Source organism: Bacillus cereus group sp. MG1 (assembly GCF_040460035.1).
Taxonomy (GTDB): Bacteria; Bacillota; Bacilli; order Bacillales; family Bacillaceae_G; genus Bacillus_A; species Bacillus_A cereus.
The window spans coordinates 39,116-61,510 of record NZ_JARVGY010000006.1; the positions used below are offsets into that span (position 1 = coordinate 39,116).

The following is a 22,395-nucleotide window of genomic DNA, read 5'->3' on the forward strand; positions in this document are numbered from 1 at the left end:
CACTCCTATTTCGCCTTATATTAAGCGCCCGCGAGTTCCTGTTCACGTTCTTCCGCTGTTTTCGTTGAAGAATCAAATGCCTCTGCTAATTCTTTGAAAACAGGATCAACTTTAATAACTGCTGTACGTCCATAGATGTCTTGGAACAAGCAATGACCCCTTTTTAAATTCTGCAACATTCTTATATTAGCGTCTGTTACTGGCAAATTATAATATCCTAACATTTCTTTTGCTTCAGCATCATTTTTCAAGCAATAGGAGAATTTCATTCCAACGTTGGCAATCTCCTTATTCGCTGAATTAAAATCGCTCGCATTTTGTGTACCAAGATATAATCCTGTATTGTGATAACGCCCTTTACGAATAATTTCATCCGAAAGTTTTGCCCCTTCACGATTTCGCATAACGTTTTTAGCTTCATCTTGAATATAAACTTTAAATTTCTTACGATCTGTTGAAAGCATAAGGGATTTACCGAATGCTGTTAAAGCTGTAAGAACACTTTCTGATAATTTATCAGTAATACTCAATACAGTTTGCTCTAATGGTGGTAATGATAAATGTTGAATTTGTAAAACTTGTAAAGCCCTTTCTAAATCTAAGGCTCTGTAATCCTGGCCAGGCTTACCAAACAATAGATTTGCAAGTGGCGAATTTTCAATTGTATTTAAACGTGTTACTAATTCTGTTAATAATGCCAACTCTTCTTGGATCAATTCACCATCTTGTTTCATTTCAAACAATTCATCTTTTACTAAAGATAAACAAGGCTCTTCTTTCTTTGCCACTCGTTGAATTGCTGTCCATAGGAAGTCATATTTTGAATTCTCTAGCGTTACACCTGTTAAATATGTTAAAACTTCCAACGATAAACTCATCGCATCTTCTTTTGTTGCACTAACACGGAATGGGTCTAAACATCCTTTATCACGTTCACTTTGTCCTAAAGTCCACACTTCCAATTGATCCTTATTTTTCTTAAACCCTGGGAGCAATTTTGGCCATTCACTTCTATCCCCTTTAGGATCGACACAAAATGCAAGCCCATCGCTCATAACAATCCAGTATAATAAGATGTTCATTAAGAACGATTTCCCTTTCCCTGTCATACCGGCTATCATTACTGATAAACTATCAAATTCATTATTTAAGTTCTCTAGCGCTTTTGCTGCTAAGTCTGGTCTAATAAAGACTGGGCGATTTAATTTAACTGTACGACCAATATAGAACCCTTGATTGTCGCCAATTTGTGTTGTTGCCCCAAACATACCTTGTGCTAAAACTCCTGGCTCCGCATATATTTTAAAATCTTTATTATAGCGTTTGGCCCCTGGGAAAAATTCATAGAAATATGCCATCTGATCGCCATAAGGATTTACTAATTGAATTTTCATCTTTCTATACTCTGTAATTAGTTTCTTAACGCGATGAGCCAATGTTTTTTGATCTTGAGCATGAACAGCAAATAAAATACTCATTTCAAATCCTGGTGCACCCGTTGTCTGGAAAACGTCTTGCATCAGTTTAACTCCGGCCGCCTTACGATCTACAGTCCGGTCTACTGTTCCACCAAGTGCCGCCTGGTGACGTTGGTCATTTAATTCCCGCTCGCTATTTTGCAATCCTTTTAGAACACTCACATTCTCCATATGATGACCACGAATACTTACTTCCACCGGGAATTTTAAAGAATGCGATTGTATACGATATATCCATTCTCGGCCTGGAAAATGTGATTGTGGGTCCATATCACTTACTGCAAGAAACGAAACGTAACTTTCTTCTAAATCCCCCTCTGCATTTCTCCTTTGAAGTCGAATACAACGGCCAGGCTCTTCATCTACTTCACACTCAGTTAAGCGGAGAATAGCATCACGATCTGGACGTGTAGCCTTTTTAGTTTCTCCATTTTCATCTACCCATGAAATTTTTCTTCCTACATTCCAATCCTTCACTGTTTCTGGAGCTGTCATTCCACGACTGAAATTATGTTCAATTAAGAACCTTGTAACTGGTGGCGTCGCTCTTCTCACAAAACGAAAAGCGCCTAACAATTGATTATAAATACCATCTTCAGCTTCCTTATAATCATTAATCTCTTCTTCTAACAAATCACTTTCTTCAATTCCCATTGCTCGAAACGGCGTTTCAGTAAACCCCTTTATAAATTTTCGTGCGAATTTTGAGGTTTCAATTACTGGATTTTTGACTTGTTTTTCTTTTCTATCCTGATTTAATTGCACCAATAAGAAAAAATGATATTCTGTATTTTCTTTTGAGACTGATGATTGTTGCAAATATAATTTCACTTTTTCAAAAAGGACCTTTGCCGTGTTAGACAAAGGTCCTTTCAATCTTGCAATATGTTCATCTATAATTGCGTCAGAATCAGTTACTTTTGGAATGACAAGTAAATGAAAATCACTTTCTAATTGTGTAAATAAAGACTTCTGGTTTGAGAAATATGTTTTCTTCATCCGATCACTTTGATGTTCATATTCAAAACCTTCGACTTCATAAATACTCCAAACCCTCTGATCTGGACAAAAACAAAGATTATCCTCTACATGATTAATTGGGAATTCCGATACACTATTTAACGCAAGCATTAAATATCCTCACCTTCTATATTTTCAATATTTTTTATTAAACATTCAATTTCATCCTCTTATTTTAATACCATTCGTCTTCTTCTAAACGCATTGTTTCGAATTCTTCTGTCTCTTGTTCTATTAAAGTCAACGGGTAATCTTCAACCTCCCCTTGACTCGTAGGTATAATAGGAACAATATCCGATTCACGGTAACGAATGAAAATAGGACTTTCAAAAACATATTTTTTTGGTTTTTCAAACTTTATAAAGCGTGACATTTTATGTGGCCTTAATTTAAATAAAATCCATGATCTAGCAAACACTAAAAATGACTTACCATCTGTTTTATACGTATCTAAGCCCCAAACTGCAAAACCTGGAATGATAATATAATATGGAAGCCAAAATTCATCTGCAATTGGTCCAATAAACCAAGAAGTTAATGGGAAAACTCTTAATATAACAAACACCAATACTATTAAGGCATAATAGCCTAACATCTTCCACGACACAGGTCGTGGAAGACGATAGCCTAATAATTCATATTGGCGACGTTCATATTTCATATAACTTCCGAAAGTATATACAATAAAAGGTTTTGATTTTTCTTCCATCAGCAAGAACGCCTCCTTATTTAATTACATTCCTAACATTCCACCTAAGAATGATCCTACTTTTTCAAGAGTTTCTGGTGCTGCTACAAGGAAGAATCCAAGGCCACCCGCGATAACAATTGTAACAAGGAAGCCCCATGCCCGCTTCGCAATACAAAAGATAACTAACCCAATAATGATAATCCCTAAAGCATATTTCCCTTGTGTTTTAACCCAGTCATACGCTCCATCCAAACCAAATCCTAGTATCATATTATTTAATAAATTCATTTTATTTTCCCCTCTCTATTTCACAGTCATATCAGTGACGATATATTGTTTTCCTTCTTTTTTAACTGTTAATACATATTTCATTGTCATTTTGGATTCTGAAACAGCATCCTTCATTTCAGCAATTGTATAAACATCAAACGTACCTTTCTTTGATCCTACATATACCTTCGTTTCTTTGATTTGTTCAAAGTGTAGCGCTCCTTCTAACCCTTTAATATCTTTGTTGTGTAATACATACTCCAATTCTTTTTGGGTCGCTGTTGTGTAAGACTTGAAGAAAGTTGGTAAGAAGTCGCGAATTTCTTGTTTCGCTTTATAATCTGCTTCATCTGACTGCTTTTCATCTTTATCAACTTTGATTTTTGCTTTATTGTCTACTTTAACCACTTGAGGATTTCCTGTTACAATAAACCCTTTTCCATCCGTTTGAATTGGTACAGCAATTGTTTCTGTAACGTCTTTCCCTTCATCTTGACGAGTAAGTTTATAATCCACTTTAAGAACCATATCTGCACTTTGTTTTCCAGTCTCTTTTACCCGCACAATGGAAGCTTGTACATAATTTGCATCCCACTGAAGACTGTGCATATCTAATCCAGCTTGTGGGTCTGCTCCTTCTAATAAATAGGGTTTTAAACGCCCTTCTCTATTAGCACGCTCGTTATCCCCACGTTTCCAGGTAAAGTATTCCTTTGCAAATTGCTTTGTAAATTCTACCGCTTCTGGCCGTGTAGCTCCATTCTGATCTAATTGCACTTTAGAATCCGGCCCCTTTTGCACCATTGCTTTCAATTTATTATTCGTAATAAGCCCGGTAATCGAAACCGTGAACATCCATAAGAAGAGTACCCAGAAGACCACATTCCCGATCTTCTTCGCTTTATACGAAGGTATTCGGAAAGGTTTCCTCCTTTTTTCCCTCCACTTATTCAACCTTTCTTTTAATCCCACACCATTTCACTCCTAACCTTTTTTATCAAATGCTTTTGAAAGGCCCATAACTGCAACTGTTACAACAAGTAACCCTTCCCAGCCATACCTTCCATAAATCTCTAAAAACATAGATTTTATTTCTTCATAAACCGGTTGTGCTTCTGGGAATCTACGAAAAATAAAATCTTTTGATACAACTAAAACAATAACTGCCGTTATAAAAGAAACAATTGTTGAAAGTACAAATCGAAACACCCTCTTATAACCTCACTTTCTCCTTAGGATTTTCGATGTTCCGATAAATCGCTCCAAATGGATTTTGTAAGACTTCTTCAAACATCACGACATAAACAGGTACTTGCGGGCTCTCCATTTCTTGCATATACCGTAACAATTCTTTTTGTCGTCCCTCATTACCAGCAATAAAGATTAGTCGCCATTTCTCTATTGGGTATGTTAGACCTGCATATCGATCATATTTTTTAACCGATTCCTCTCGGCTTAAAAAGTCGTTATACCTTCGTAGCTTTTTTTCGATAACCTCTTTCGTTCCATAAGTACGTTCCATTTCCAAAAACAAGCCATAATTACCTTCGATTCTGTTTTTCAAGCCAATAACAGCCAATCCATCCGGTCGAATAACAGCACTTTTATTTTTGTCATATTGAAACGTTCCTCTTGCTTCATTTATCCATTCTTTTATTCCAATTGGGATGTCTGCCTTTGATTGCTCTAACATGGCACATTCAACATGAGCCAACATCAAACTATGATAAACGAAAGTCGCAACTCGATTGGACCATTTGTAATTCCAATGAACCTCCCCTCTCAACTCCCGCACCATTTCAACCCCGTACTTATCAAGTGTATAAATATTTGATCCGTTACCTGATCGCCTACGCTTCCCACGAATACTTGCTACTGGATGTCTTTCACTTTTGATGTAGTTTTCTTTCTCTAGTTTCGCCAGTCTTGCGTAGACGGATTTTTCTTTATGATTAGGATAATTTTTCATACGAATATATTCAAAATCTAAATAGATATGTGTATGAATATCCATCAATAATTGTTCATCCTCAGTGGTTAAAATCATCTTCATCCTCCTTCCCACCATCAAAAGTCAAAGATACTTTTTTCTTCTTTTGATTCAGCGTTTTCTACTTTCTGTAATTCCTCATTTTTAATTTCAACGGGATACTTTTCTTTATCGTCATCCCCCGTTTCAAACGGATAATTAATTTCCTCTTTCTCTTTTAAAAAAATATGATCGGTGTTCTCCATATCCCAGGGAAAAGGCATATCCATAATGACAGGCGATTCCTCTCGCGTCGCCTCTTCGGTTTTCTCAAAGAGCGATTCCTTTTGCGTCGCCTCTTCAGCTTTCTCAAAGAGCGATTCCTCTTGCGCCACCTCTTCAGCTTTCTCAAAGAGCGATTCCTCTTGCGCCGCCTCTTCAGCTTTCTCAAAGAGCGATTCCTCTTGCGCCGCCTCTTCAGCTTTCTCAAAGAGCGATTCCTCTTGCGCCGCCTCTTCAGCTTTCTCAAAGAGCGATTCCTCTTGCGCCGCCTCTTCAGCTTTCTCAAAGAGCGATTCCTCTTGCGCCGCCTCTTCAGCTTTCTCAAAGAGCGATTCCTCTTGCGCCGCCTCTTCAGCTTTCTCAAAGAGCGATTCCTCTTGCGCCGCCTCTTCAGCTTTCTCAAAGAGCGATTCCTCTTGCGCCGCCTCTTTTTCGGCCTTTTCAAAGAGTGATTCATCCTCTTTTTTCAAGTTCACTTTAGTTGAAGCTGTTATGTCTTGGCCATATAAGAAAAGGTTAATTTCTCGATCTATTTCTTCAGCTGACTTTCCTCGCTTCTCCAATTCACCTATTTTTTTGTATGTCCATTCATTAGAATCAGCAATTTCTTTATCATTTCCATACGTTGCAATCTTGCCATTTGGTCTATAGCGGTCTAGAGGTTTCGCTTTTATCATGCACCACACATTTTTCGCTTCTCCTTCAAACTTATCTTGCGTTTGAATGGCTGCATGTAAGTCGGGTAACCCTTGTAAATACTCAGCCCGAAATTTCCCTTGCATAACTCCCTCTAGAGTTTTAGCCGAAGACTTCCCTTGTCTACAAACAAAGAAATTACCGCCTATTTCCGTAAGAGCATCCGTTAATTCCTTATCTAGCTGTCCTGAAATTTGCTGCGTAATAATCCAAAGTCCCAATCCGTACTTCCGGTCTTCCGCTACAATTTTAGGGAGAATTGGAACTTGTACTTTGTGAGCCTCATCTATAAACGTTAGGTGTAATTTTGACCCCACCTGTCTTTTTTGCACAACACGGTGATACTGATTCATAATGTAGCCAATCGTTAACTTAATATCTGTATTCGCCATACCTGACAAATCGTAAAAGATAATATGTCCTTTTTCCATCCAATTAAAGATATCTAAAGCGAACTCAGATTGCCCGTATATACGTTTTAAGTATGTACTGCTCCTGAATATATCCAATCGGTTCAACAAAGGCTGCACACTATCTTCTAGCGCGTTCCCTATTTCATTTTTCCAAACATTTCTATAGTACGTTGACTCTGGACCTTCTAAACCATCTAATACACGCTCTCTAAACAATTCATCTGTACAAAATGAAATAATACTTAATGTAGAATGCTTTTGGCTTCCATCACATAATAGCGTTCCAATAATCGATTTTAGAATTCTCTCCGTTTGTGGGGCTGGATTTGGAACAAGAGCTTTAATACTATCAAAAATGGAGTCAACCACCGTTTGCATATCCTCACCTGGATTACAATGTAATAAGTTAATCGCCGGTGGATAATCAGTATCTCGAAAACGAATGAAATGCACCTTTTCCCAAGGTATTTTTGCTCCTTCTAATTCAGCCTTTAACAGTCGATTTAACATAACAATTGCCAAATCTGGGGTTGGATCAAACAATGAAAAACCACTTGCATCATCTGGATTTTCAATCCAAAGTTTCATAGCACTATCTAGCACATTAGCTGCTACAGTACTTTTCCCTGCACCAGTAGTTCCAACTATACATCCCATTTTTTTAAACACTTCATTCAATATCTTTACTGTACGGTTTTTCTCTAGAGGATGAACTAACGTTCCGATTTCCAACCCTTCAGATAAAATACCTTCAGGTAACATTTTCTCTCCACTTTCTAAATAAAGAATCTTATTTTCAGATACATCCTCTTTATCACCTTTGATATTTGGAAGGTGAAGCAAATTAACAAGTTCTGATCCAGTCCAAGTCATACGCCCGTAATAAGGAATTGGGATACGCCAAATAGACCGACGAAACGAACGGTAACGAAGTTCATTTACATCAGCCATCATACTCGCTATGATATTCCCTAAACCTTTTAGCATTCTGACACCAGGATATACCTCAGTCGCTACAGAAACACAAACTTGAAACGCTGTTTCTTTCCCTAAAAATCGTTGCGTTAAAACCTTTGCTTCTGTTTTCTGAAACACATCTAAATCTTTTTCTATTCTCTTTCGATCCTTTAATTCTGCTTCTTCTTTTTTGATTCTTCTTGTTAATCGATAGTCTCGATCTGGTGAAAAAGAAACATCAATCCAAGTCTTTTCTTCCATTCCACTTATAAGCTGTGGGAGTTTATCAGTTTTATACTGGGCTAATGATAAAGACTTTTTCGTCTTTAATTTCATTCTCCCGCCAACAGCACCACCAAACAATTTATTACGCGGAAACGGAATATCTTCTATATTTTGTTCTATGACCTCAGCGTTCTTATATACATTTCGAAACGCTTTAACTAAATAAGCTAAATTCTCTTCTGGTCCACCTAAATAAAATCGAACCTTTTGACTCTTCCCATCTATATCTTCCGGCTGATACATAAGTAATCTGTACCAATCGCGACCCTTCCACAATTGTTCTAGTGGTTTTCTTCCCTCACCATGCACTTGTCGAATCATATCTCCTAATTGATCTACTTTAGCATCATCGGACATATGAGGAATAACTAAAACGTATTTATAAGACTTCTTTTCCAGCCTATATAAAACAATACATCTAGTTATCCAAAATATAGTCCCAATAAATAGTAGGAGTAGACTAACATGTACAACCCTTTTCACAATTGGCACAATCTGGATTAATCGATTTGAAATTTCGTATCTTGTAATCCAAACAAATAATATACCGGATAGTAATAGGAAAAATCGCCAATGTTTTATTAATACCTTCAACACGGCTTTCTCCAGTTCTTTTTCAAACTTATTTTTAGATGCCACTAACTCCACTTCCTTTGCATCAGCTATGAAGAATTACTCTCTCCTTTTTAATGTTTTTCAAATACTTTTCTAATTCCAAAAGCTTTAATTCATAGAGCTGCCTTTTTCCATCCTTGTAAAAACCGCAATCAATTAGCTGATTAATGATAAGCTGTTTTTTTCTATGCTCATAATAAGTACGATTTTCTAAAAAAAGCATTGTTTCGAAGCTTTTTCAAATCTGTTAAATTCTTTTTCTGTTATTTCCACGAATCGGATATCCCGATCTATAAGATACTTAATATACTTTTCTCTTGCTTTCATATACTCTTCTTGATTTCCCCATCTTGTATGCCTGCCATTACAAAGGACGAAAAAAGAAGTTAAGTTCAGCTGACTTACTAGTTTTTCACTTTGATCCTTCGGATTAAAAATTTCTTTCGCCATTTCATGCACTTGTAATACCTCATCTAATGAATAACACACTACAAACAAATAATGCGGAATTATAGAACCCACACCCTCTTACCTCCTTGAATTTACACTTCTAAGCAAAAATCAAATTGTAATATAATCAAGCAATTGAACTATAAAATAAGTAAACACTGCCGATAAAGGTAATGAACATACAGCAAGAACAACAAGTAAACCAGATTGTTCTTGTTCAAAGTAAAAATCTTTTATTGTCATATAAATAGCAAAGGTCACCAAAATGTACACGCAAACAAAAAATAGTATGATTTCCCCCATAAATCCGTACACTTCCTTTTAAAGCTCTTAATTTCGCATTGTCCACCTTCATTTTTAACAAAATTAAAATTCGAAACTAATTAACGCTTTTATTCAATATCGTTAACTTTTAGAACAAAATGACTAGTAGATTGATAATCTAATTTTTCTTGATCCATTGACTCCACTTTTTCTTCAACTAATCTTTGAACATTATCACTATTTGCACCTTCAGGTATTTCAACTTCAACAAAAGCTTTATAGGTTTTCGTTACTTCCACTTCTATTTGATATTTTCCCATCTTCATACGCCTCCATCTTTTAATAAACTTCAAATAATATACCTTACCTACAAAATTAGGAATTTTGGTTTAATTTAATTCTTTATAATGCTTCAATTGTCTTTGGTAACAACAGAAAGCAAACGACGCGATCCCCTTAGCTGTCATTTCATCCGTTATATCAGTAGCAACATAACCAGCAAAGTTATTTGTATACTTTCCATCTTTTGATGTTGTTAAAAACGGAAATTTAGCACCGATATAATACAAACCATCTTTATCCACACCTACATCAAACTCTGTACCATCTGAAGCTTTGTATTGAGTTACTCTTTTTAGCTCATCCATTTTGTAACACCTCCGTTTTAACTTTTTCACCTGAATAATATATTATTCTAGGCGTTTTACTCAGCCATTTATTAAGGTCGTTCTGTCTTATTTCTTCCAAACATATATCATAGGATTCCTCTACGCCTTTTAAGTCTCGTTTTTCTAATTCCCTTACAATAAATCCCCTTACAGCATATGGATTTAATTCACATAATTCTATGAAAGTATTATGAACAACTTTTAGCTTCCCTTCATCATAAAATTTCAAAATACCATTTATCATTTCTGCTTTTCTTTCTACAAGTTCATATTGCTTAGGTAAACACATCTTATCCCTACTCGCTAGTGAATTTCTAAATCTACTACAATAGCATTTCCGCTCTATTTCACACCCTTACCAAAACATTTAGTACATGGTGTTTTTTCCATAGATTCATGTACTTTGAATCCTCTGATTGAGCATGTTTTTCCAAATATCATTCCCGTTCCATTGCATTTTTTGCATTTTCGAGTCTTCAATTAAATCACATCACTTACCTTTAAATTTCAAATAACATTAAAATGAATATTCAATTAAATAAAGAAAGTACAGCAATTAATAAAATCGTCCCACATAAGGCTGCCGTTCCTACAAAAAAGAATCTAGTCCAAAAATCCAGTGCATCCCAACTAGATGTATATTCCTCTATTTCTTTAATATCATCTTTCATTTTCACTTTCCCCTTTTTCACTCTCTTCCCCATCTCTTCACTCCTTTACAGTTCTCATACACAAATTAGAAAGAGCTATAACAAGAATTCTTGTAGATTCCTTACAAGTCAACATAATTGAAAACGCATGATAAGAAGGATGACCTTTTTCTAAGTGATCTGTGATATGTTCCAAAAAACCTTCCTTTTCTTCGCTTTGCAAAACAAATTCTCTTACATCTGATAACCTAGCTTTTTCTTTATACTTATCTTTTACGTAAAGAATTGCACCACTTAAAAATGATTGTGTTGTTCTTATCCATGTTAATCCAGCACCTTCATGAAGTACCTGTTTTGTCATTTTTCTAGCGAGTTCATACGCTTGTTTTTTAGTTTGAATACCAGCAATTTCATTAGAAACGATCATTAATTCCACCCCTTCATTGTTATGAAATTTTTACACAATAAAACTTACAACACCTATGACTACAACCCAAAAGGGAAGGGCAATGATTAAGCCATTTTTACATCCTTTTGCAAAAGCTAAAGGATCATCATCTTGATACACTTCTCCTGATAAACGTTTCATATTATCCCTCCTTGAAATCTGCTTCTACTCTCCATAAAAAACTACAAGTGACATAACCTATTAAATAAATCATCATAAATTTGATTAGAAGATCAATTATTATAGAGCTCCCTTTTCGTTCACCTCTCCCATTGCTTGTAAAATACAAGCTATTAGTAAAAGCGGTATTAACATTAATAAAATCCCCACTTCTCGACATTTTGTAAACATCGAAATTCACCCCTATTAGAATAGAACTATAAATAGCCCCTTCCTTACCTTTTCTTTTGAATTAACTAACTCCCCATATACCCCGCTCTTTCAAGAAGATATCTATATAAAAAGGTGAAAATATATCTCAAATGAAATTGAAATATTTTCACCCTTTATTGCTAAGTACTAGCAAGCGATATTGAAGTCTACTAAGAACTCCGATTTAATTTAAACCATCATTTACTTACTATTGAACATTTTCTAAACTGCGATCTTAACTTAAACGATATTTGCTCATTCTTTCCGTACACTTCAAGACCGCTTATTATCTAAAATAAACTTGTCCTACACCTGAACGAGTACTTTGTACTGATACATCAAAGGTACCTATACCTCTTTCAAGTAATTTAAACGAATTATATTTATACTTCCCTTTGATAGTGAAGGTAAGAGGTTGATTAAATTGTACTTTTCCTTGTGTATATTCCATCTTCCAATCTTTAGAATCCATATTACTATCCTTTAACTTTTGATTTACTTTATCGATTACGTCAGGAGTAAAGCCCCCATCCCTCTCTGCTAAACTTACAGCATATTCACTAATTTCATTCGCCTTAACGTTAACAACTGTTTGCCCTGCAAATTCTACACCAAAGACAATAATGAACATTAACGACAAGAAAAAAACAACATATGTAACTGCTTGTTGCATGTATATGTTTCTCCTTCCTATAAATTAAGAGAAAAGGACGGATCAACCGCCCTTTCAACTAAAAACTTATTTTGACCATCCAGACGGCTCACTCTTCGCGCCGCCAGTAATTGAAGTAAAGTAATTAGATACATTAAAAGTACCTGATTTTAATGCTGGGTACATGATAACTAAAACTACAACTGCCATTCCAAGACCAATGTAAGTCCATGAAACTTTATTTGATGTTTCATCTGAAGACTCATTTTTCAACCATTGTTTTGTACGAGTTAATAAAGCTGAAACCTTCCCCTTACTTGAACCTTTCAATTCTTTCATTTCTAATGTTTTCATAAATAAATTTCTCCTCTTCTTTTAATAGATTTATTTGATTAATTAAAAACTAAACTAACTATCTCTTGCTTTATCAACTAAGATATTGCAAGAAATATTGATTTGAAGAAAAGCCTGTCCAGAGGTGACTTGTAATACATGAAATCCACCTCCTCGTATGATAAAGTTAGGTTTTTTAGGAAAGGGATTTACCTATAAACCCGTGAGTATCTAGTTATATGAGATACTTATATTTGTAGATAGAGTGTTGCCGACCACCTCCTTGAATCTTTGTATTCGGTTGAAAGAATGGTACCTCTGTCTAATAAGTAGTTTACGAATGAGTTGGATGTTGATGACCATTGGTCATTCTTCGTATCTCTTACGAGGTAGTAGCGCTTATTAGTTCAGAGGAGGACAACACTATCTAACACTGATTAAAATAGGGGTGTAAGCTATGTTCTATTTAGGTATTGATATCGCTAAACATAAACATTATGCGTCCATTATCGACCAAACTGGAAAACCTATTACTAAGCCATTTCCCTTTCAGAATCATAAAGAAGGCGGACAAGCACTGTTAAATTGGATGTACCAATATATTGAGTCTCCTACAGAAATACTGATTGGAATGGAGGCAACAGGACATTATTGGTTAGCCGTTTATTCTTTTCTACTTGATCATGGCTTCTCAGTCGTTGTATTAAATCCAATTCAAACCAATGCTTGGCGAAAAGGAACAGAAATTAGAAAGCGAAAAACAGACGCCATTGATGCCACTATGATTGCCGATATCATTCGATTCGGCCGTTTTGTTGAAACCCCACTTGTGGACGAGAAAATGTTCGCTCTAAAACAAATGAGCCGCTTTCGTAATGCGCTTGTAAGTAATATGAGTGATTTAAAACGAAAAGCTCTTGTCGTATTAGATCAGACTTTCCCAGAGTACCAAAGCATCTTTTCGGATGTTTTTGGTAAAACTTCTTCGCAAATCTTACTTGAATATGCCTCTCCTAGTGACTATGAACAGATATCTATTGATGATTTAACACAAATAATTGAGCAAACCAGTCGTAATCGACTGGGGAAGAAAACAGCCAACAAGCTAATGGAATTAGCCTCTAATTCGTTTGGTGTTACCTTCTGTAAAGACGCTTTTTCCTTCCAACTAAAAATGTTGATGGAACAAATTCGTTTTATCGAAGATCAAATCAAAGAATGTGAAGAAGAAATGTCACAACTTTTAATTGATTTAGATACTCCTATCATGACAATACCTGGTGTTGGGCCCATTTTAGGAGCCACTATACTAAGTGAAATTGGGGATATTCACCGCTTTGACAAACCATCTAAACTTGTCGCTTACGCAGGCATTGATGCCTCTGTGTCCCAATCTGGACAATTTGAAGCCTCAGGTACGTCTATATCCAAACGTGGTTCTTCTCATTTGCGTAGAGCCTTATTCCAAGCGGCTATTACAGCGCATAAACATGACCCTGTATTAAAAGCTTTTTATGAAAAGAAACGAAAGCAAGGAAAGCACTACTATGTTTGTATAGGGGCGGTAGCTAGAAAGCTGTGTTACATTATCTATGCCATTCTTAAAAGCAATAAGCCTTATGAAGTACCACCTCACACAACAGAAACATGACCTTTTCATTTTTTTTGAAAATCCTTAGGTTTATTTGGCACGCCCTTTTTTAGAAAAACACCCCCTATTTATATAAAAAACTCCCCTTGACTTCTCATAGTTGGTCTTTCCTTACGATTTAGTTAAAACATATGAACAAACTTTTCATAAATAGATGTAAAACTGAAGCCTATCACAAATACAATAATGCACAAATATGTAGAAATAAGGTATTTGAAGACCATACCTGGCCGCGATGCAACTAATGTTTCATAGGATTCTGCCCGTAGTCTTCTCATTAACTTAATTTGATTATTAATTATTTCTCTACTTCGACTTTCGTCCATAACCATTGCTTGTTGCAAGGAAACCATAAATTGATACGCTTCTGGTATATCTAATTGACGCGCAAATTCCAGATATGGTTCAAAATCCCCCGGATCAAGTTCAATTTGTGCAATTAGATTTTTAACTAGTGGTCTTAAATTATCTGAAGCATATTCTATTGATCTCTTAGTAGCTTCATATGCTGTGTATTTTCCAATCATATAAGCTAAAGAAATCATATACTCTGGTAATTCAAGCTCTAGTCTTAATTTTTTCGCCTTAACATCACTATTTAATTTAGATTCCTTCACATAAAATCCCATAACAGCAAATACCAAAGCTAAAGGGAAAATTACTATTTTTAAATCCGGAACATAAAATATTAAACTAGCTATAACTAAAAAATTTATAATTGAGAAGGTAAGTTTACTAATAATAAACTCCATTGGTGTAAGACTCGAATTAACTTTTTTTAGCTTTTTCTCTAATTCTTTTTCACGTTCTTGTGATATCCAATTCTTCTTTAATTTTAAAATTGGGTACAGCATTGTATACAAAATAGGTTGTCTTTTATTTGCCACCTTACTTTTTTTTACAATGCTATAAATTTGAAACCTTTTACTTTTTTGTCTTTCCAGTACCAGGTTGTAAACCACTAATACAAAGAGTAAGACTAAGATAAATAGTAAAATTAAAGGATATAGATTCACTCTATCACCTTCTTATTATTTTATTTTTGTAATATCTTCTGTAGGATCGTAGAAAGAATGTTTCTCTATCTTAAATGCACTAAATATGCATACTACAATTATTGCTAAAAGAATGAACCTTCCTTGTAACGTCCTTGCAAATACAACGTAATCATCGGCATTGATCGCCAAGGCTGCAACCGGTAATGAAGCAAGCATGATAGCCGTTTGCTTGAATGTTTTCCTTTGCGGTTGCATACCTGATTTTAATTTTGCACGGTATATTTTTTTATCTTGAAATTCATGTGCAATATTTAAAAGTATGTCATCCGTATCTTTACCTGTTTTTGAAATAAGGTCTAACATATCATGAAAGAGCTTAATATCTTTATAATTATATTTCTGTACGAATGAATGAAAGGCATCTCTAATACTCTTTCCATCTTCCGTGTATAAGATTAAGCATCTTTCTACATCATCTTTTATAGGAGATTGTAGTAACGGCAAAACACTCTTAAAAGCTAGTGTCATACTTTCATGTGTAGAAACTGCATTTGCTACAGCTTCTAAATAAACCATCAACTGATTTTCCACATATTCTTCGTATTTCTTACGCTTATAAAAGCCAATGATTGGCGGAAGAGATACTCCTAATAATACCCCGAATATTGTTGTACTTAATGACATAAAAAAACCATACAATGCAACAGCTCCAACTAGAGTCCCTATAATTAGTATGATTTGATAATCCCTGAAGGATAAATTCCAATTAAAATCTTTACTTTCCCTCAGAATATAGTTAGGACTGATCCATTTATACAATCCTTTTCCCTTTAAAAATTTCACTATCTTACTATCATCTTTTTCATTCGTAACAATTAACTTGCCTTTTTTTCTTCTTTGAATTAAATTGATTCCCAAATTAACTACAAAGAATATAGCAACTACCATCAAAAAATATGGAAGATAATTAAGAAATCCCAATTAATTTCTCCCCCTCTTTCACTACAGGAAGTTCTTTTGTAACCTCAAGTTCAGACGTTTTAATCCCTTTAAATTTCAGCTCTTTAATCATACGACCACTCAATTTCCCTACCCTTTCATGGGAACCATTGATTATAAATTTCGTTTGATCATGTTCATCCTGGAATTCTTTAATTTCTTTAACATTAAATAAATATAGAGGTGTATAAATTAGTTTTCCATTTTCATAGCCGATATACTCCACAATTTCGGTTAGTCTTCGTTTTCCGTCTAACATTAATTCAAAGTGCATACCGTAATCAAAATTCAAAGCAATACTTTGCTGTAAATATTCCTTGGATATATTCACAGCTTCTAAACACATACTAGAATAGCGTTCAACACTATCAGCTGCGCTTGGAGAGTGTAAACTTGTAAGAATCCCATGACCTGTTTCTGCTATTTTCTTTGCCCCCCAAGCTTCTCTCCCTCTTAACTCGTTAATACATATAATTTTTATAGTTTGTCTGACTACACCAGATAATAAATCTTCATAAGTAACGGAGGTAGAAGAATCTTCTCTTTCCCTGGTTAACCAAGTACTTAAATTCCATTCCTTTGAATAAATTTGTTTCAAATTCATTTCATCAACGTCTTGTAATACCAATGTTTTATCGGTTTTTACTTTTTTACCCAAGAGATATTTCATAAATTCCGTTTTTCCAGTACCTGTTTCTCCAGATATAAGGATTCTTGAACGCGATCTCATCATCGCTGTAAAGAGTGGAAGCATCTCTTTACTTGCAAGACCTTCTTCAACTATGATTTCATCATTGATTCTTAAAGTCTTACCAAATATTCGAATCGCTAACGAAACACCATATTTCGAAATATCAAAGCCCACTAAGTTAATTCTCATATTTGAAAAATAGGCATCACATTTCGGCTTACTATGTGTCCAAGTTTGACCAGATGCGTTTACAAATTTATTACATAACGCTAGATACGCTTCTTTACTTTTAAAGGTTACATTTGAAAGATAATCCCCTTTCTCTAAATCCTTTATCCAAATCTCGTCCCAGTTATTGCAAATAATATCTGTAACAGTGTCTTGTTCAGCAAAAGCTTCTAACACATCAAGACCCGCTACGGCGTCTACAATTCCTTTAGCAAGTTGTTCTAATGTAAATCCTTCTATATTAGGCTGTGATGTAATGAACTGTGAAACAACACCCCATAGTGCTTTCTTTTTGACTTCATCACCAAAGGATTCTTGAATTAATTCTTTATGTTCATCTAATAAATATTTCTTTACAGTATCAATTAAATCTTGAGGTATCTCTTTATTAGTAGTTGTAGATGTGTGTCCTCCAGATTTGATGATATAAATAAACGTTTCTATATTAATCCTTTCTGGCATTAAAGGTATGTAACCTAAATCTTCTAAAGAAATCACATTTTCCATAAATTTCACCACCCCTAGATCATTCAATTCTATTTACTTTTGAAAAGTCGGAATCCATTTTGTTCATTTCTGATAAAGCACCCTAATTTCCTAGCAATATTTTTCATATATTCATCTATTGTTTCTGATCCCAACTGTAGTGAAAACTCTATTTCCGCTCTTTCTGGATCATAAGGAATACAAGCTGTTACCTCAAAATCAACTAACATTTTGTAGTCCTCTTCATCAATTTTATTGCTACATAGATTAAATACATGTACCCACTCTTTGTGTTGCAAGTTTGCCTTTTCAAAAACATTTGTTATGTTCTTGTATCTTGATAAAACAATTGGATTTCCTGTTAAAATACTGACTACACTATCACATTTACTTAACATAGGTAATCCAAAAACATTTTCTATTTGATTAGGCAACTGAAGTATTACATAATCATAATCTAGTGCCTTTAATTTACTAATAAAATCATTACTGAACTTCTCTACTAAAGTTTCTACATTTGTTTTGAAACGAGGAAAGCTCTCTTCCGCAAAATCATTGCTGAAAGTCAATAATTCCATATTACTCGGAAACCAGGAAAATCTCTTTCCCTCTCTAACCTCATTTTTTTTCAAGATATACTTTTGAATATCAAATCTTCCTTCTAGAATGGCCTTTTCCATAAACAATTCCATATTTCTTTCTGGATTAGATATTGATGTTTTATGTGCAAATGTAGCATTTAAATAATCTAATTCTAAATACAGTACCTTTGAATTAGATTCACCTATAACTTTTGCTAATGATTGACCGATTGTTGTTGTGCCTAATCCCCTTTGCACACCATATATACCTATAATTTTTCCCATTATACAAACTCCTTTCTTACTTTAATTTATATGACTGATCCTGAATCCACTTTGTAATCAAATCGTCATTCGTTCTTTCAACATTGGCATTATAAGATTCACCAGAAGCAACAGGAATAATTTCACCAATTAAGGCTCCCTTATTTAACAATTGATTTTCTTCATCTGAAACTGCGAAAGTATAAATTTTAGCTAACGGACGATTCTTCGCCTCATTATTTAAATTGTCTTTGTATGACCCATCAACTTCTACACTTTTGGGATCAAATACATTTGTAGCATTACTATCTTTTACTGAAGTTACCCTAACATGTTTTGCAACACGCCCAAATATAGGCTTTTCAGTATGGTCCGACTCATTCTTCACCTTACCTTTAAAATACAGGTCTACATAAGAATCCGGGATAATACTATTACCAGATGACGTTTCAATATCTACCAACAACGGAAAAGCTACTTCACTTTTCTTCAAATTTAGTATGGCTGCATCCGGCAATTCATCCTTTGGAACTACTTTGTCCTTGTACAATAAAGAGTTCTTTGAAACTCCAAATCCGTTCACTGTATACTTACCTTCTAAATCTTTTACATTTGTAATAGCATTAGGGGCAATTGCATCACCAGGAATGACCCTCTCTTGTAACATATCCTTTGTAATTTTTGTTCTTGGTGGAATATCAACTTTACTGTAATAAACCTTAGTAGGATTTATCGCACTATTAATTTTGTAATTTTCATATCCTGCAATTGTCGCTACTAAGCCTACAGCAATTAATACACTCACGGTTTTTTTCGGAAGCTTTTTCACCAATTTCTTCAACTCCTATTTCGTTACTTTCTTCGCTTCAAAAATCATATTTTCGAACTGTCTAACTGTCGTTTGATCATCCGGTTCTTTTAAATATTTCTTAATAGGTATAGCAAAAGTGTTGTATGATTCGACTCCAATCATTGCTGGTTGAGAGTTAATGGCATAAATATTTAATCGTTTTTCACCATCATGGAAATTTGACTGATTAACATATTCTCTAATCAGGGTTTCTTTAACGACTTTCTCATTAATGGTTATTTCTTCATCAACTCTTAATTGCCCCATATTAATTCCTTTTGACATGGCTGTAGCTGTTGCTTGATGTAAGCTATTATCTTCATTTGTATCCGCTGCAAACATAAAACCGGTACTTGCTGTAAACAACATAATCCCGATCAACACCAGCATTATTACAACAAATTTTGGTGGTTGCATTGATTTGTACACCTCACCAACATATTTTTTCGTATACAAAAAACCTGTTCTAAAAGCTAATTGCACTTTCAAAACAGGCTTTCTTATTATTTAAAATTAAATCTCGTTAGGAAATCACTATTCAGATTGACGTCTGAACCATGCGTCTTGTTATATTCTTTAATTTGCTTATACATTTCTGGAGTAATTTTATAACTCTCCATATGATACCCTGTTGGTATATCTTTTGGATTTGGATATTCCCATGTATTCCACCAGTCCGATAAACTAGTTAACATAGGTTCTTTATTTTTCCAGTTCCATCCTACTTGCCCTGGGAATGGATTCTGTGGATTTACAGAGCGTTTAATAAAATCATCATTTCCTTTTTTATCACCAATCCCTGAACCTTCCACTTCAATTTTTCCCGTAAGACAAAGATTTAACTTATTAACACCCGCACCATAAGCCATTGCTTTAAATGAATACGTTCCATCTGCTTGTGTAAATTCGGTATACCACTTTCTCCCGCCATCTAAAATAGTTTCATTAGGATTGTATTTAGGATGCTTTTTATAGTTATCATTAAATACATTTCCTGAAAATTTTTCAACGTAAGTATGAGGTAATGACCAAACTTGATTATATCCTCCTAGTGTTTCATCCATTGGTACTTTGTATCCATCCTCAGTTTTTGAATACTGTTGATGTTGAACCATTGTAGGAAGGAAAGATGTTGTACTCTTCACACCCGTAGCATGACTTGATGAATCTTCATTTGTGTAGGTTGTTTTCACTTCATAACTAAATCCATATCCTGCCCTTATTTTAGGCTTTGATATATTCACAATACTACCTGTTAAGCGTTCATATAATGTGTCCCTATCTCCTGCGTTATTAATTGTACGCACAACAGCTGTTACTGTAGCTGTAGAATTAGGCTGTGAACAAGTAGAGGTTTCATGTGAAGCAACATTAATTGGGGTATCCAATTTATTATTATTAAAGTTTGTTTTTAATACATCTTTACTATTATCATATTTTCGCGGCTTAGGATTGATCTCAGCCTCAATTTGTCCCGAACTTGGTACTTTCCAATCATAATATAAAACTTTAGATTGTCCTTCGGATAAGTTGACCTTCTGTTGTCCTACTATATTATCTTGGAACCTGAGAACAACATTTGGAGTGGTGTTTTTATATTCACTCTCCAATTTATCTAATCTATCCCTTTTATTCTTCTCTTTATTTAATTTTTTTGTTTCTGTACTAATCATCGTTAATATTCTATCAAGATTATATTCATACGATGAACAATCACGGGGAACACAATGTTGATTTCCTTCTTCATCTATTGTACAAATTCTATCATATCGACAAAAATTCAATTCTTCCCTCGCGTCTTGTTTTCTGTCCTCTAATTTAGAAAGTTCTCGCTCTTGATCCTGGATTTTTCGATCTAATTCTTCTCGGTATTTTTTTCGCTCTTCTGAAAAATCAGCTCTTGAAACCTTAACCGGTGTTTTTACATTATCACCAGATTCAACAGTTTCACCCTCAATACGATCTACTGAAAAATCCATTTTGTACTTAAATGTATCTTCATCACCTTCACCACCTGGAGTTGGTGGTTTCTCTTTGTCACAACCATTTCCCGAAATAGTAAAGGAAGTTTTCTTTTCCTTTGCTGGTCTTTGTACAGCGTCATAGACTTGTAATTTCGCTTCAAACTTCCCACAAGTCGTTGGCTGCCATCGTATAGGGCTACTTGATCCTTTCCCTCCAAAATATCCAGCATCGCCCTCTTCCGGCTTCTCTGAATCTTTCTTAGGATTAGAACGAATATATCCTTCTTTAGTATCAATTTCAGAACCATCTTTATATATTTTCAGAACCCATTTTACTCTATTTCGCTCCCCAGCCATTTCCGCATAAGGATTTATAGTTTCTGACCCCATATTATTATCTGTATATCCTTTATTTTTGGTTACATATTCAAAACCTTCAACATGAAAATCTACTGTATTACTTTTAGGACCGTCAGATGCTTGGAATTTTTTTATATCCGGAAAACTAGTACGTACAATAAAGATATTAAATTTGTTAATATCCTTTTGTAGCCCTGCACCTGCCATACCACCTGAAAGATAAGCCATATCCCTAATCCAATAGAATTTACCATACGACTTTGGAAACGCAACACTTGTCACTTCATAAGGTAATATATACTTTAAAACAAAATCTGGATTCCCCCGATACTTTTGTGAAATCACTTGGGAGTTTACCCTTTCTACTTCTGTAATCATTCTATTACCTAGTGGGATACCACTTCCTATATATCCATCGTTCGCTACATTAACAAAAGGTTCACTATAATCAACGCTCTGTACCAAGTTCGCTCTTTGGTTTCCCCAATCAAAGCTACCGTTGTAAAGAGCTGGGTAATGAAGGTCAGCTGTATAATAAATATCAGGTGGTGCATTAGGTGGTAAAAATTTTCCTGGTCTTAAATAATTACCAGGCATTTGCAAACCCTTGCTCCGTATCAAGGTTTCATTCTTTCCATCATAAAAAGGAATATCACTATTCCTTGCATATGCACAATTAGGAATACATAACAAAATAACGAAAATAAATACTAATAATTTTGATTTCATTATCTTCCTCCTATTATATTTCGAAGGATATTTTAATTTCTAACAAAAAATCCGTTTTAGTAAAATACTAAAACGGATTTT

At 34.7% G+C, this 22,395-nt stretch carries 26 protein-coding genes; 1 reads left to right on the plus strand and 25 read right to left on the minus strand.

Annotated elements, in window-relative coordinates:
• Positions 1 to 20: 20 nt before the first annotated feature.
• The 18 genes from QCI79_RS33670 to QCI79_RS33755 form a co-directional block, all read right to left on the minus strand.
• The gene (locus QCI79_RS33670) at positions 21 to 2,609 is read right to left on the minus strand and encodes an ATP-binding protein (RefSeq protein WP_000880538.1); all 2,589 of its coding nucleotides are present in this window, start codon (positions 2,607 to 2,609) and stop codon (positions 21 to 23) included.
• 64 nt (positions 2,610 to 2,673) lie between these two features.
• Entirely contained in the window at positions 2,674 to 3,207 is a 534-nt protein-coding gene (locus QCI79_RS33675) for a TcpE family conjugal transfer membrane protein (RefSeq protein WP_000391620.1), read from the minus strand.
• Positions 3,208 to 3,231: 24 nt separating this feature from the next.
• Positions 3,232 to 3,477: a TcpD family membrane protein gene (locus QCI79_RS33680; RefSeq protein ID WP_001050787.1), complete on the minus strand. Its 246-nt coding sequence runs from the start codon at positions 3,475 to 3,477 to the stop codon at positions 3,232 to 3,234.
• A 15-nt stretch (positions 3,478 to 3,492) separates the two neighbouring features.
• Entirely contained in the window at positions 3,493 to 4,341 is an 849-nt protein-coding gene (locus QCI79_RS33685; protein ID WP_228161281.1) for a conjugal transfer protein, read from the minus strand.
• Positions 4,342 to 4,443: 102 nt separating this feature from the next.
• Positions 4,444 to 4,668 carry a hypothetical protein gene (locus QCI79_RS33690; RefSeq protein WP_000488267.1) on the minus strand — a complete coding sequence of 75 codons (225 nt, stop codon included), beginning with the start codon at positions 4,666 to 4,668 and terminating at the stop codon, positions 4,444 to 4,446.
• Positions 4,669 to 4,672: 4 nt separating this feature from the next.
• Positions 4,673 to 5,506: a replication-relaxation family protein gene (locus QCI79_RS33695; protein ID WP_000604211.1), complete on the minus strand. Its 834-nt coding sequence runs from the start codon at positions 5,504 to 5,506 to the stop codon at positions 4,673 to 4,675.
• Between the two features lie 20 nt (positions 5,507 to 5,526).
• On the minus strand, positions 5,527 to 8,700 hold the full coding sequence (locus tag QCI79_RS33700; RefSeq protein WP_015413262.1) for a nucleoporin: 3,174 nt from the start codon (positions 8,698 to 8,700) through the stop codon (positions 5,527 to 5,529).
• Between the two features lie 19 nt (positions 8,701 to 8,719).
• Complete coding sequence (gene fbpA / locus QCI79_RS33705; RefSeq protein ID WP_000898046.1) at positions 8,720 to 8,899, minus strand: Fur-regulated basic protein FbpA; 180 nt, start codon at positions 8,897 to 8,899, stop codon at positions 8,720 to 8,722.
• Complete coding sequence (locus QCI79_RS33710; RefSeq protein ID WP_003275708.1) at positions 8,887 to 9,165, minus strand: hypothetical protein; 279 nt, start codon at positions 9,163 to 9,165, stop codon at positions 8,887 to 8,889. Before QCI79_RS33710 ends, fbpA begins: the two co-directional genes overlap by 13 nt.
• Positions 9,166 to 9,237: 72 nt before the next feature.
• On the minus strand, positions 9,238 to 9,429 hold the full coding sequence (locus tag QCI79_RS33715; RefSeq protein WP_000503868.1) for a hypothetical protein: 192 nt from the start codon (positions 9,427 to 9,429) through the stop codon (positions 9,238 to 9,240).
• Positions 9,430 to 9,518: 89 nt separating this feature from the next.
• A complete protein-coding gene (locus QCI79_RS33720) occupies positions 9,519 to 9,710 on the minus strand; it encodes a hypothetical protein (RefSeq protein WP_000521607.1) in 192 nt (63 codons plus the stop codon).
• A 69-nt stretch (positions 9,711 to 9,779) separates the two neighbouring features.
• Complete coding sequence (locus tag QCI79_RS33725) at positions 9,780 to 10,037, minus strand: hypothetical protein (RefSeq protein WP_000343902.1); 258 nt, start codon at positions 10,035 to 10,037, stop codon at positions 9,780 to 9,782.
• Complete coding sequence (locus tag QCI79_RS33730) at positions 10,030 to 10,347, minus strand: hypothetical protein (protein ID WP_000335789.1); 318 nt, start codon at positions 10,345 to 10,347, stop codon at positions 10,030 to 10,032. The genes QCI79_RS33725 and QCI79_RS33730 overlap by 8 nt, the downstream gene beginning before the upstream one ends.
• 241 nt (positions 10,348 to 10,588) lie before the next feature.
• The gene (locus tag QCI79_RS33735; protein ID WP_000520182.1) at positions 10,589 to 10,762 is read right to left on the minus strand and encodes a hypothetical protein; all 174 of its coding nucleotides are present in this window, start codon (positions 10,760 to 10,762) and stop codon (positions 10,589 to 10,591) included.
• A gap of 4 nt (positions 10,763 to 10,766) precedes the next feature.
• Entirely contained in the window at positions 10,767 to 11,135 is a 369-nt protein-coding gene (locus QCI79_RS33740; protein WP_000637299.1) for a hypothetical protein, read from the minus strand.
• A gap of 30 nt (positions 11,136 to 11,165) precedes the next feature.
• Positions 11,166 to 11,297, minus strand: coding sequence for a hypothetical protein (locus QCI79_RS33745; protein ID WP_000826653.1), 132 nt, complete (start codon positions 11,295 to 11,297; stop codon positions 11,166 to 11,168).
• 517 nt (positions 11,298 to 11,814) lie between these two features.
• Positions 11,815 to 12,201, minus strand: a complete 387-nt coding sequence (locus QCI79_RS33750; protein ID WP_001183554.1) for a DUF4320 family protein — start codon at positions 12,199 to 12,201, stop codon at positions 11,815 to 11,817.
• A gap of 66 nt (positions 12,202 to 12,267) precedes the next feature.
• Positions 12,268 to 12,534 carry a hypothetical protein gene (locus tag QCI79_RS33755; protein WP_000853549.1) on the minus strand — a complete coding sequence of 89 codons (267 nt, stop codon included), beginning with the start codon at positions 12,532 to 12,534 and terminating at the stop codon, positions 12,268 to 12,270.
• 436 nt (positions 12,535 to 12,970) lie between these two features.
• On the opposite strand from QCI79_RS33755, the gene QCI79_RS33760 reads away from it, so the two are divergent.
• Positions 12,971 to 14,164: an IS110-like element ISBth13 family transposase gene (locus tag QCI79_RS33760; RefSeq protein WP_000499523.1), complete on the plus strand. Its 1,194-nt coding sequence runs from the start codon at positions 12,971 to 12,973 to the stop codon at positions 14,162 to 14,164.
• A gap of 122 nt (positions 14,165 to 14,286) precedes the next feature.
• Here the strand turns inward: QCI79_RS33760 and QCI79_RS33765 are convergent, their stop codons facing one another.
• The 7 genes from QCI79_RS33765 to QCI79_RS33795 all read right to left on the minus strand — a co-directional run bounded on the left by QCI79_RS33765 (position 14,287) and on the right by QCI79_RS33795 (position 22,314).
• Entirely contained in the window at positions 14,287 to 15,180 is an 894-nt protein-coding gene (locus tag QCI79_RS33765; RefSeq protein WP_001055431.1) for a hypothetical protein, read from the minus strand.
• A gap of 15 nt (positions 15,181 to 15,195) precedes the next feature.
• Positions 15,196 to 16,143 (minus strand): type II secretion system F family protein, encoded by a 948-nt coding sequence (locus QCI79_RS33770; RefSeq protein WP_000506473.1) that lies wholly within the window; start codon positions 16,141 to 16,143, stop codon positions 15,196 to 15,198.
• Positions 16,130 to 17,587: an ATPase, T2SS/T4P/T4SS family gene (locus tag QCI79_RS33775; RefSeq protein ID WP_000432468.1), complete on the minus strand. Its 1,458-nt coding sequence runs from the start codon at positions 17,585 to 17,587 to the stop codon at positions 16,130 to 16,132. The genes QCI79_RS33770 and QCI79_RS33775 overlap by 14 nt, the downstream gene beginning before the upstream one ends.
• 29 nt (positions 17,588 to 17,616) lie before the next feature.
• Entirely contained in the window at positions 17,617 to 18,432 is an 816-nt protein-coding gene (locus QCI79_RS33780; RefSeq protein WP_000516215.1) for a CpaE/TadZ family protein, read from the minus strand.
• 16 nt (positions 18,433 to 18,448) lie between these two features.
• Positions 18,449 to 19,240: a CpaB family protein gene (locus tag QCI79_RS33785; protein ID WP_002134136.1), complete on the minus strand. Its 792-nt coding sequence runs from the start codon at positions 19,238 to 19,240 to the stop codon at positions 18,449 to 18,451.
• A gap of 15 nt (positions 19,241 to 19,255) precedes the next feature.
• Positions 19,256 to 19,678: a DUF5411 family protein gene (locus tag QCI79_RS33790; RefSeq protein ID WP_001183011.1), complete on the minus strand. Its 423-nt coding sequence runs from the start codon at positions 19,676 to 19,678 to the stop codon at positions 19,256 to 19,258.
• 86 nt (positions 19,679 to 19,764) lie between these two features.
• Complete coding sequence (locus QCI79_RS33795) at positions 19,765 to 22,314, minus strand: hypothetical protein (protein ID WP_000837540.1); 2,550 nt, start codon at positions 22,312 to 22,314, stop codon at positions 19,765 to 19,767.
• Positions 22,315 to 22,395: the final 81 nt, after the last annotated feature.

What these genes read in the sequence shown, in the direction of transcription:
- QCI79_RS33790 (WP_001183011.1), bottom strand. Translation starts at nt 19,678, where the DNA reads ATGCAACCACCAAAATTTGTTGTAATAATGCTGGTGTTGATCGGGATT.
- QCI79_RS33780 (WP_000516215.1), bottom strand. Translation starts at nt 18,432, where the DNA reads ATGGGAAAAATTATAGGTATATATGGTGTGCAAAGGGGATTAGGCACA.
- QCI79_RS33680 (WP_001050787.1), bottom strand. Translation starts at nt 3,477, where the DNA reads ATGAATTTATTAAATAATATGATACTAGGATTTGGTTTGGATGGAGCG.
- QCI79_RS33750 (WP_001183554.1), bottom strand. Translation starts at nt 12,201, where the DNA reads ATGCAACAAGCAGTTACATATGTTGTTTTTTTCTTGTCGTTAATGTTC.
- QCI79_RS33715 (WP_000503868.1), bottom strand. Translation starts at nt 9,429, where the DNA reads ATGGGGGAAATCATACTATTTTTTGTTTGCGTGTACATTTTGGTGACC.
- QCI79_RS33760 (WP_000499523.1), top strand. Translation starts at nt 12,971, where the DNA reads ATGTTCTATTTAGGTATTGATATCGCTAAACATAAACATTATGCGTCC.
- QCI79_RS33720 (WP_000521607.1), bottom strand. Translation starts at nt 9,710, where the DNA reads ATGGGAAAATATCAAATAGAAGTGGAAGTAACGAAAACCTATAAAGCT.
- QCI79_RS33755 (WP_000853549.1), bottom strand. Translation starts at nt 12,534, where the DNA reads ATGAAAACATTAGAAATGAAAGAATTGAAAGGTTCAAGTAAGGGGAAG.
- QCI79_RS33775 (WP_000432468.1), bottom strand. Translation starts at nt 17,587, where the DNA reads ATGGAAAATGTGATTTCTTTAGAAGATTTAGGTTACATACCTTTAATG.
- QCI79_RS33675 (WP_000391620.1), bottom strand. Translation starts at nt 3,207, where the DNA reads ATGGAAGAAAAATCAAAACCTTTTATTGTATATACTTTCGGAAGTTAT.
- QCI79_RS33795 (WP_000837540.1), bottom strand. Translation starts at nt 22,314, where the DNA reads ATGAAATCAAAATTATTAGTATTTATTTTCGTTATTTTGTTATGTATT.
- QCI79_RS33740 (WP_000637299.1), bottom strand. Translation starts at nt 11,135, where the DNA reads ATGATCGTTTCTAATGAAATTGCTGGTATTCAAACTAAAAAACAAGCG.
- fbpA (WP_000898046.1), bottom strand. Translation starts at nt 8,899, where the DNA reads ATGCTTTTTTTAGAAAATCGTACTTATTATGAGCATAGAAAAAAACAG.
- QCI79_RS33730 (WP_000335789.1), bottom strand. Translation starts at nt 10,347, where the DNA reads ATGTGTTTACCTAAGCAATATGAACTTGTAGAAAGAAAAGCAGAAATG.
- QCI79_RS33745 (WP_000826653.1), bottom strand. Translation starts at nt 11,297, where the DNA reads ATGAAACGTTTATCAGGAGAAGTGTATCAAGATGATGATCCTTTAGCT.
- QCI79_RS33695 (WP_000604211.1), bottom strand. Translation starts at nt 5,506, where the DNA reads ATGATTTTAACCACTGAGGATGAACAATTATTGATGGATATTCATACA.
- QCI79_RS33735 (WP_000520182.1), bottom strand. Translation starts at nt 10,762, where the DNA reads ATGGGGAAGAGAGTGAAAAAGGGGAAAGTGAAAATGAAAGATGATATT.
- QCI79_RS33725 (WP_000343902.1), bottom strand. Translation starts at nt 10,037, where the DNA reads ATGGATGAGCTAAAAAGAGTAACTCAATACAAAGCTTCAGATGGTACA.
- QCI79_RS33670 (WP_000880538.1), bottom strand. Translation starts at nt 2,609, where the DNA reads ATGCTTGCGTTAAATAGTGTATCGGAATTCCCAATTAATCATGTAGAG.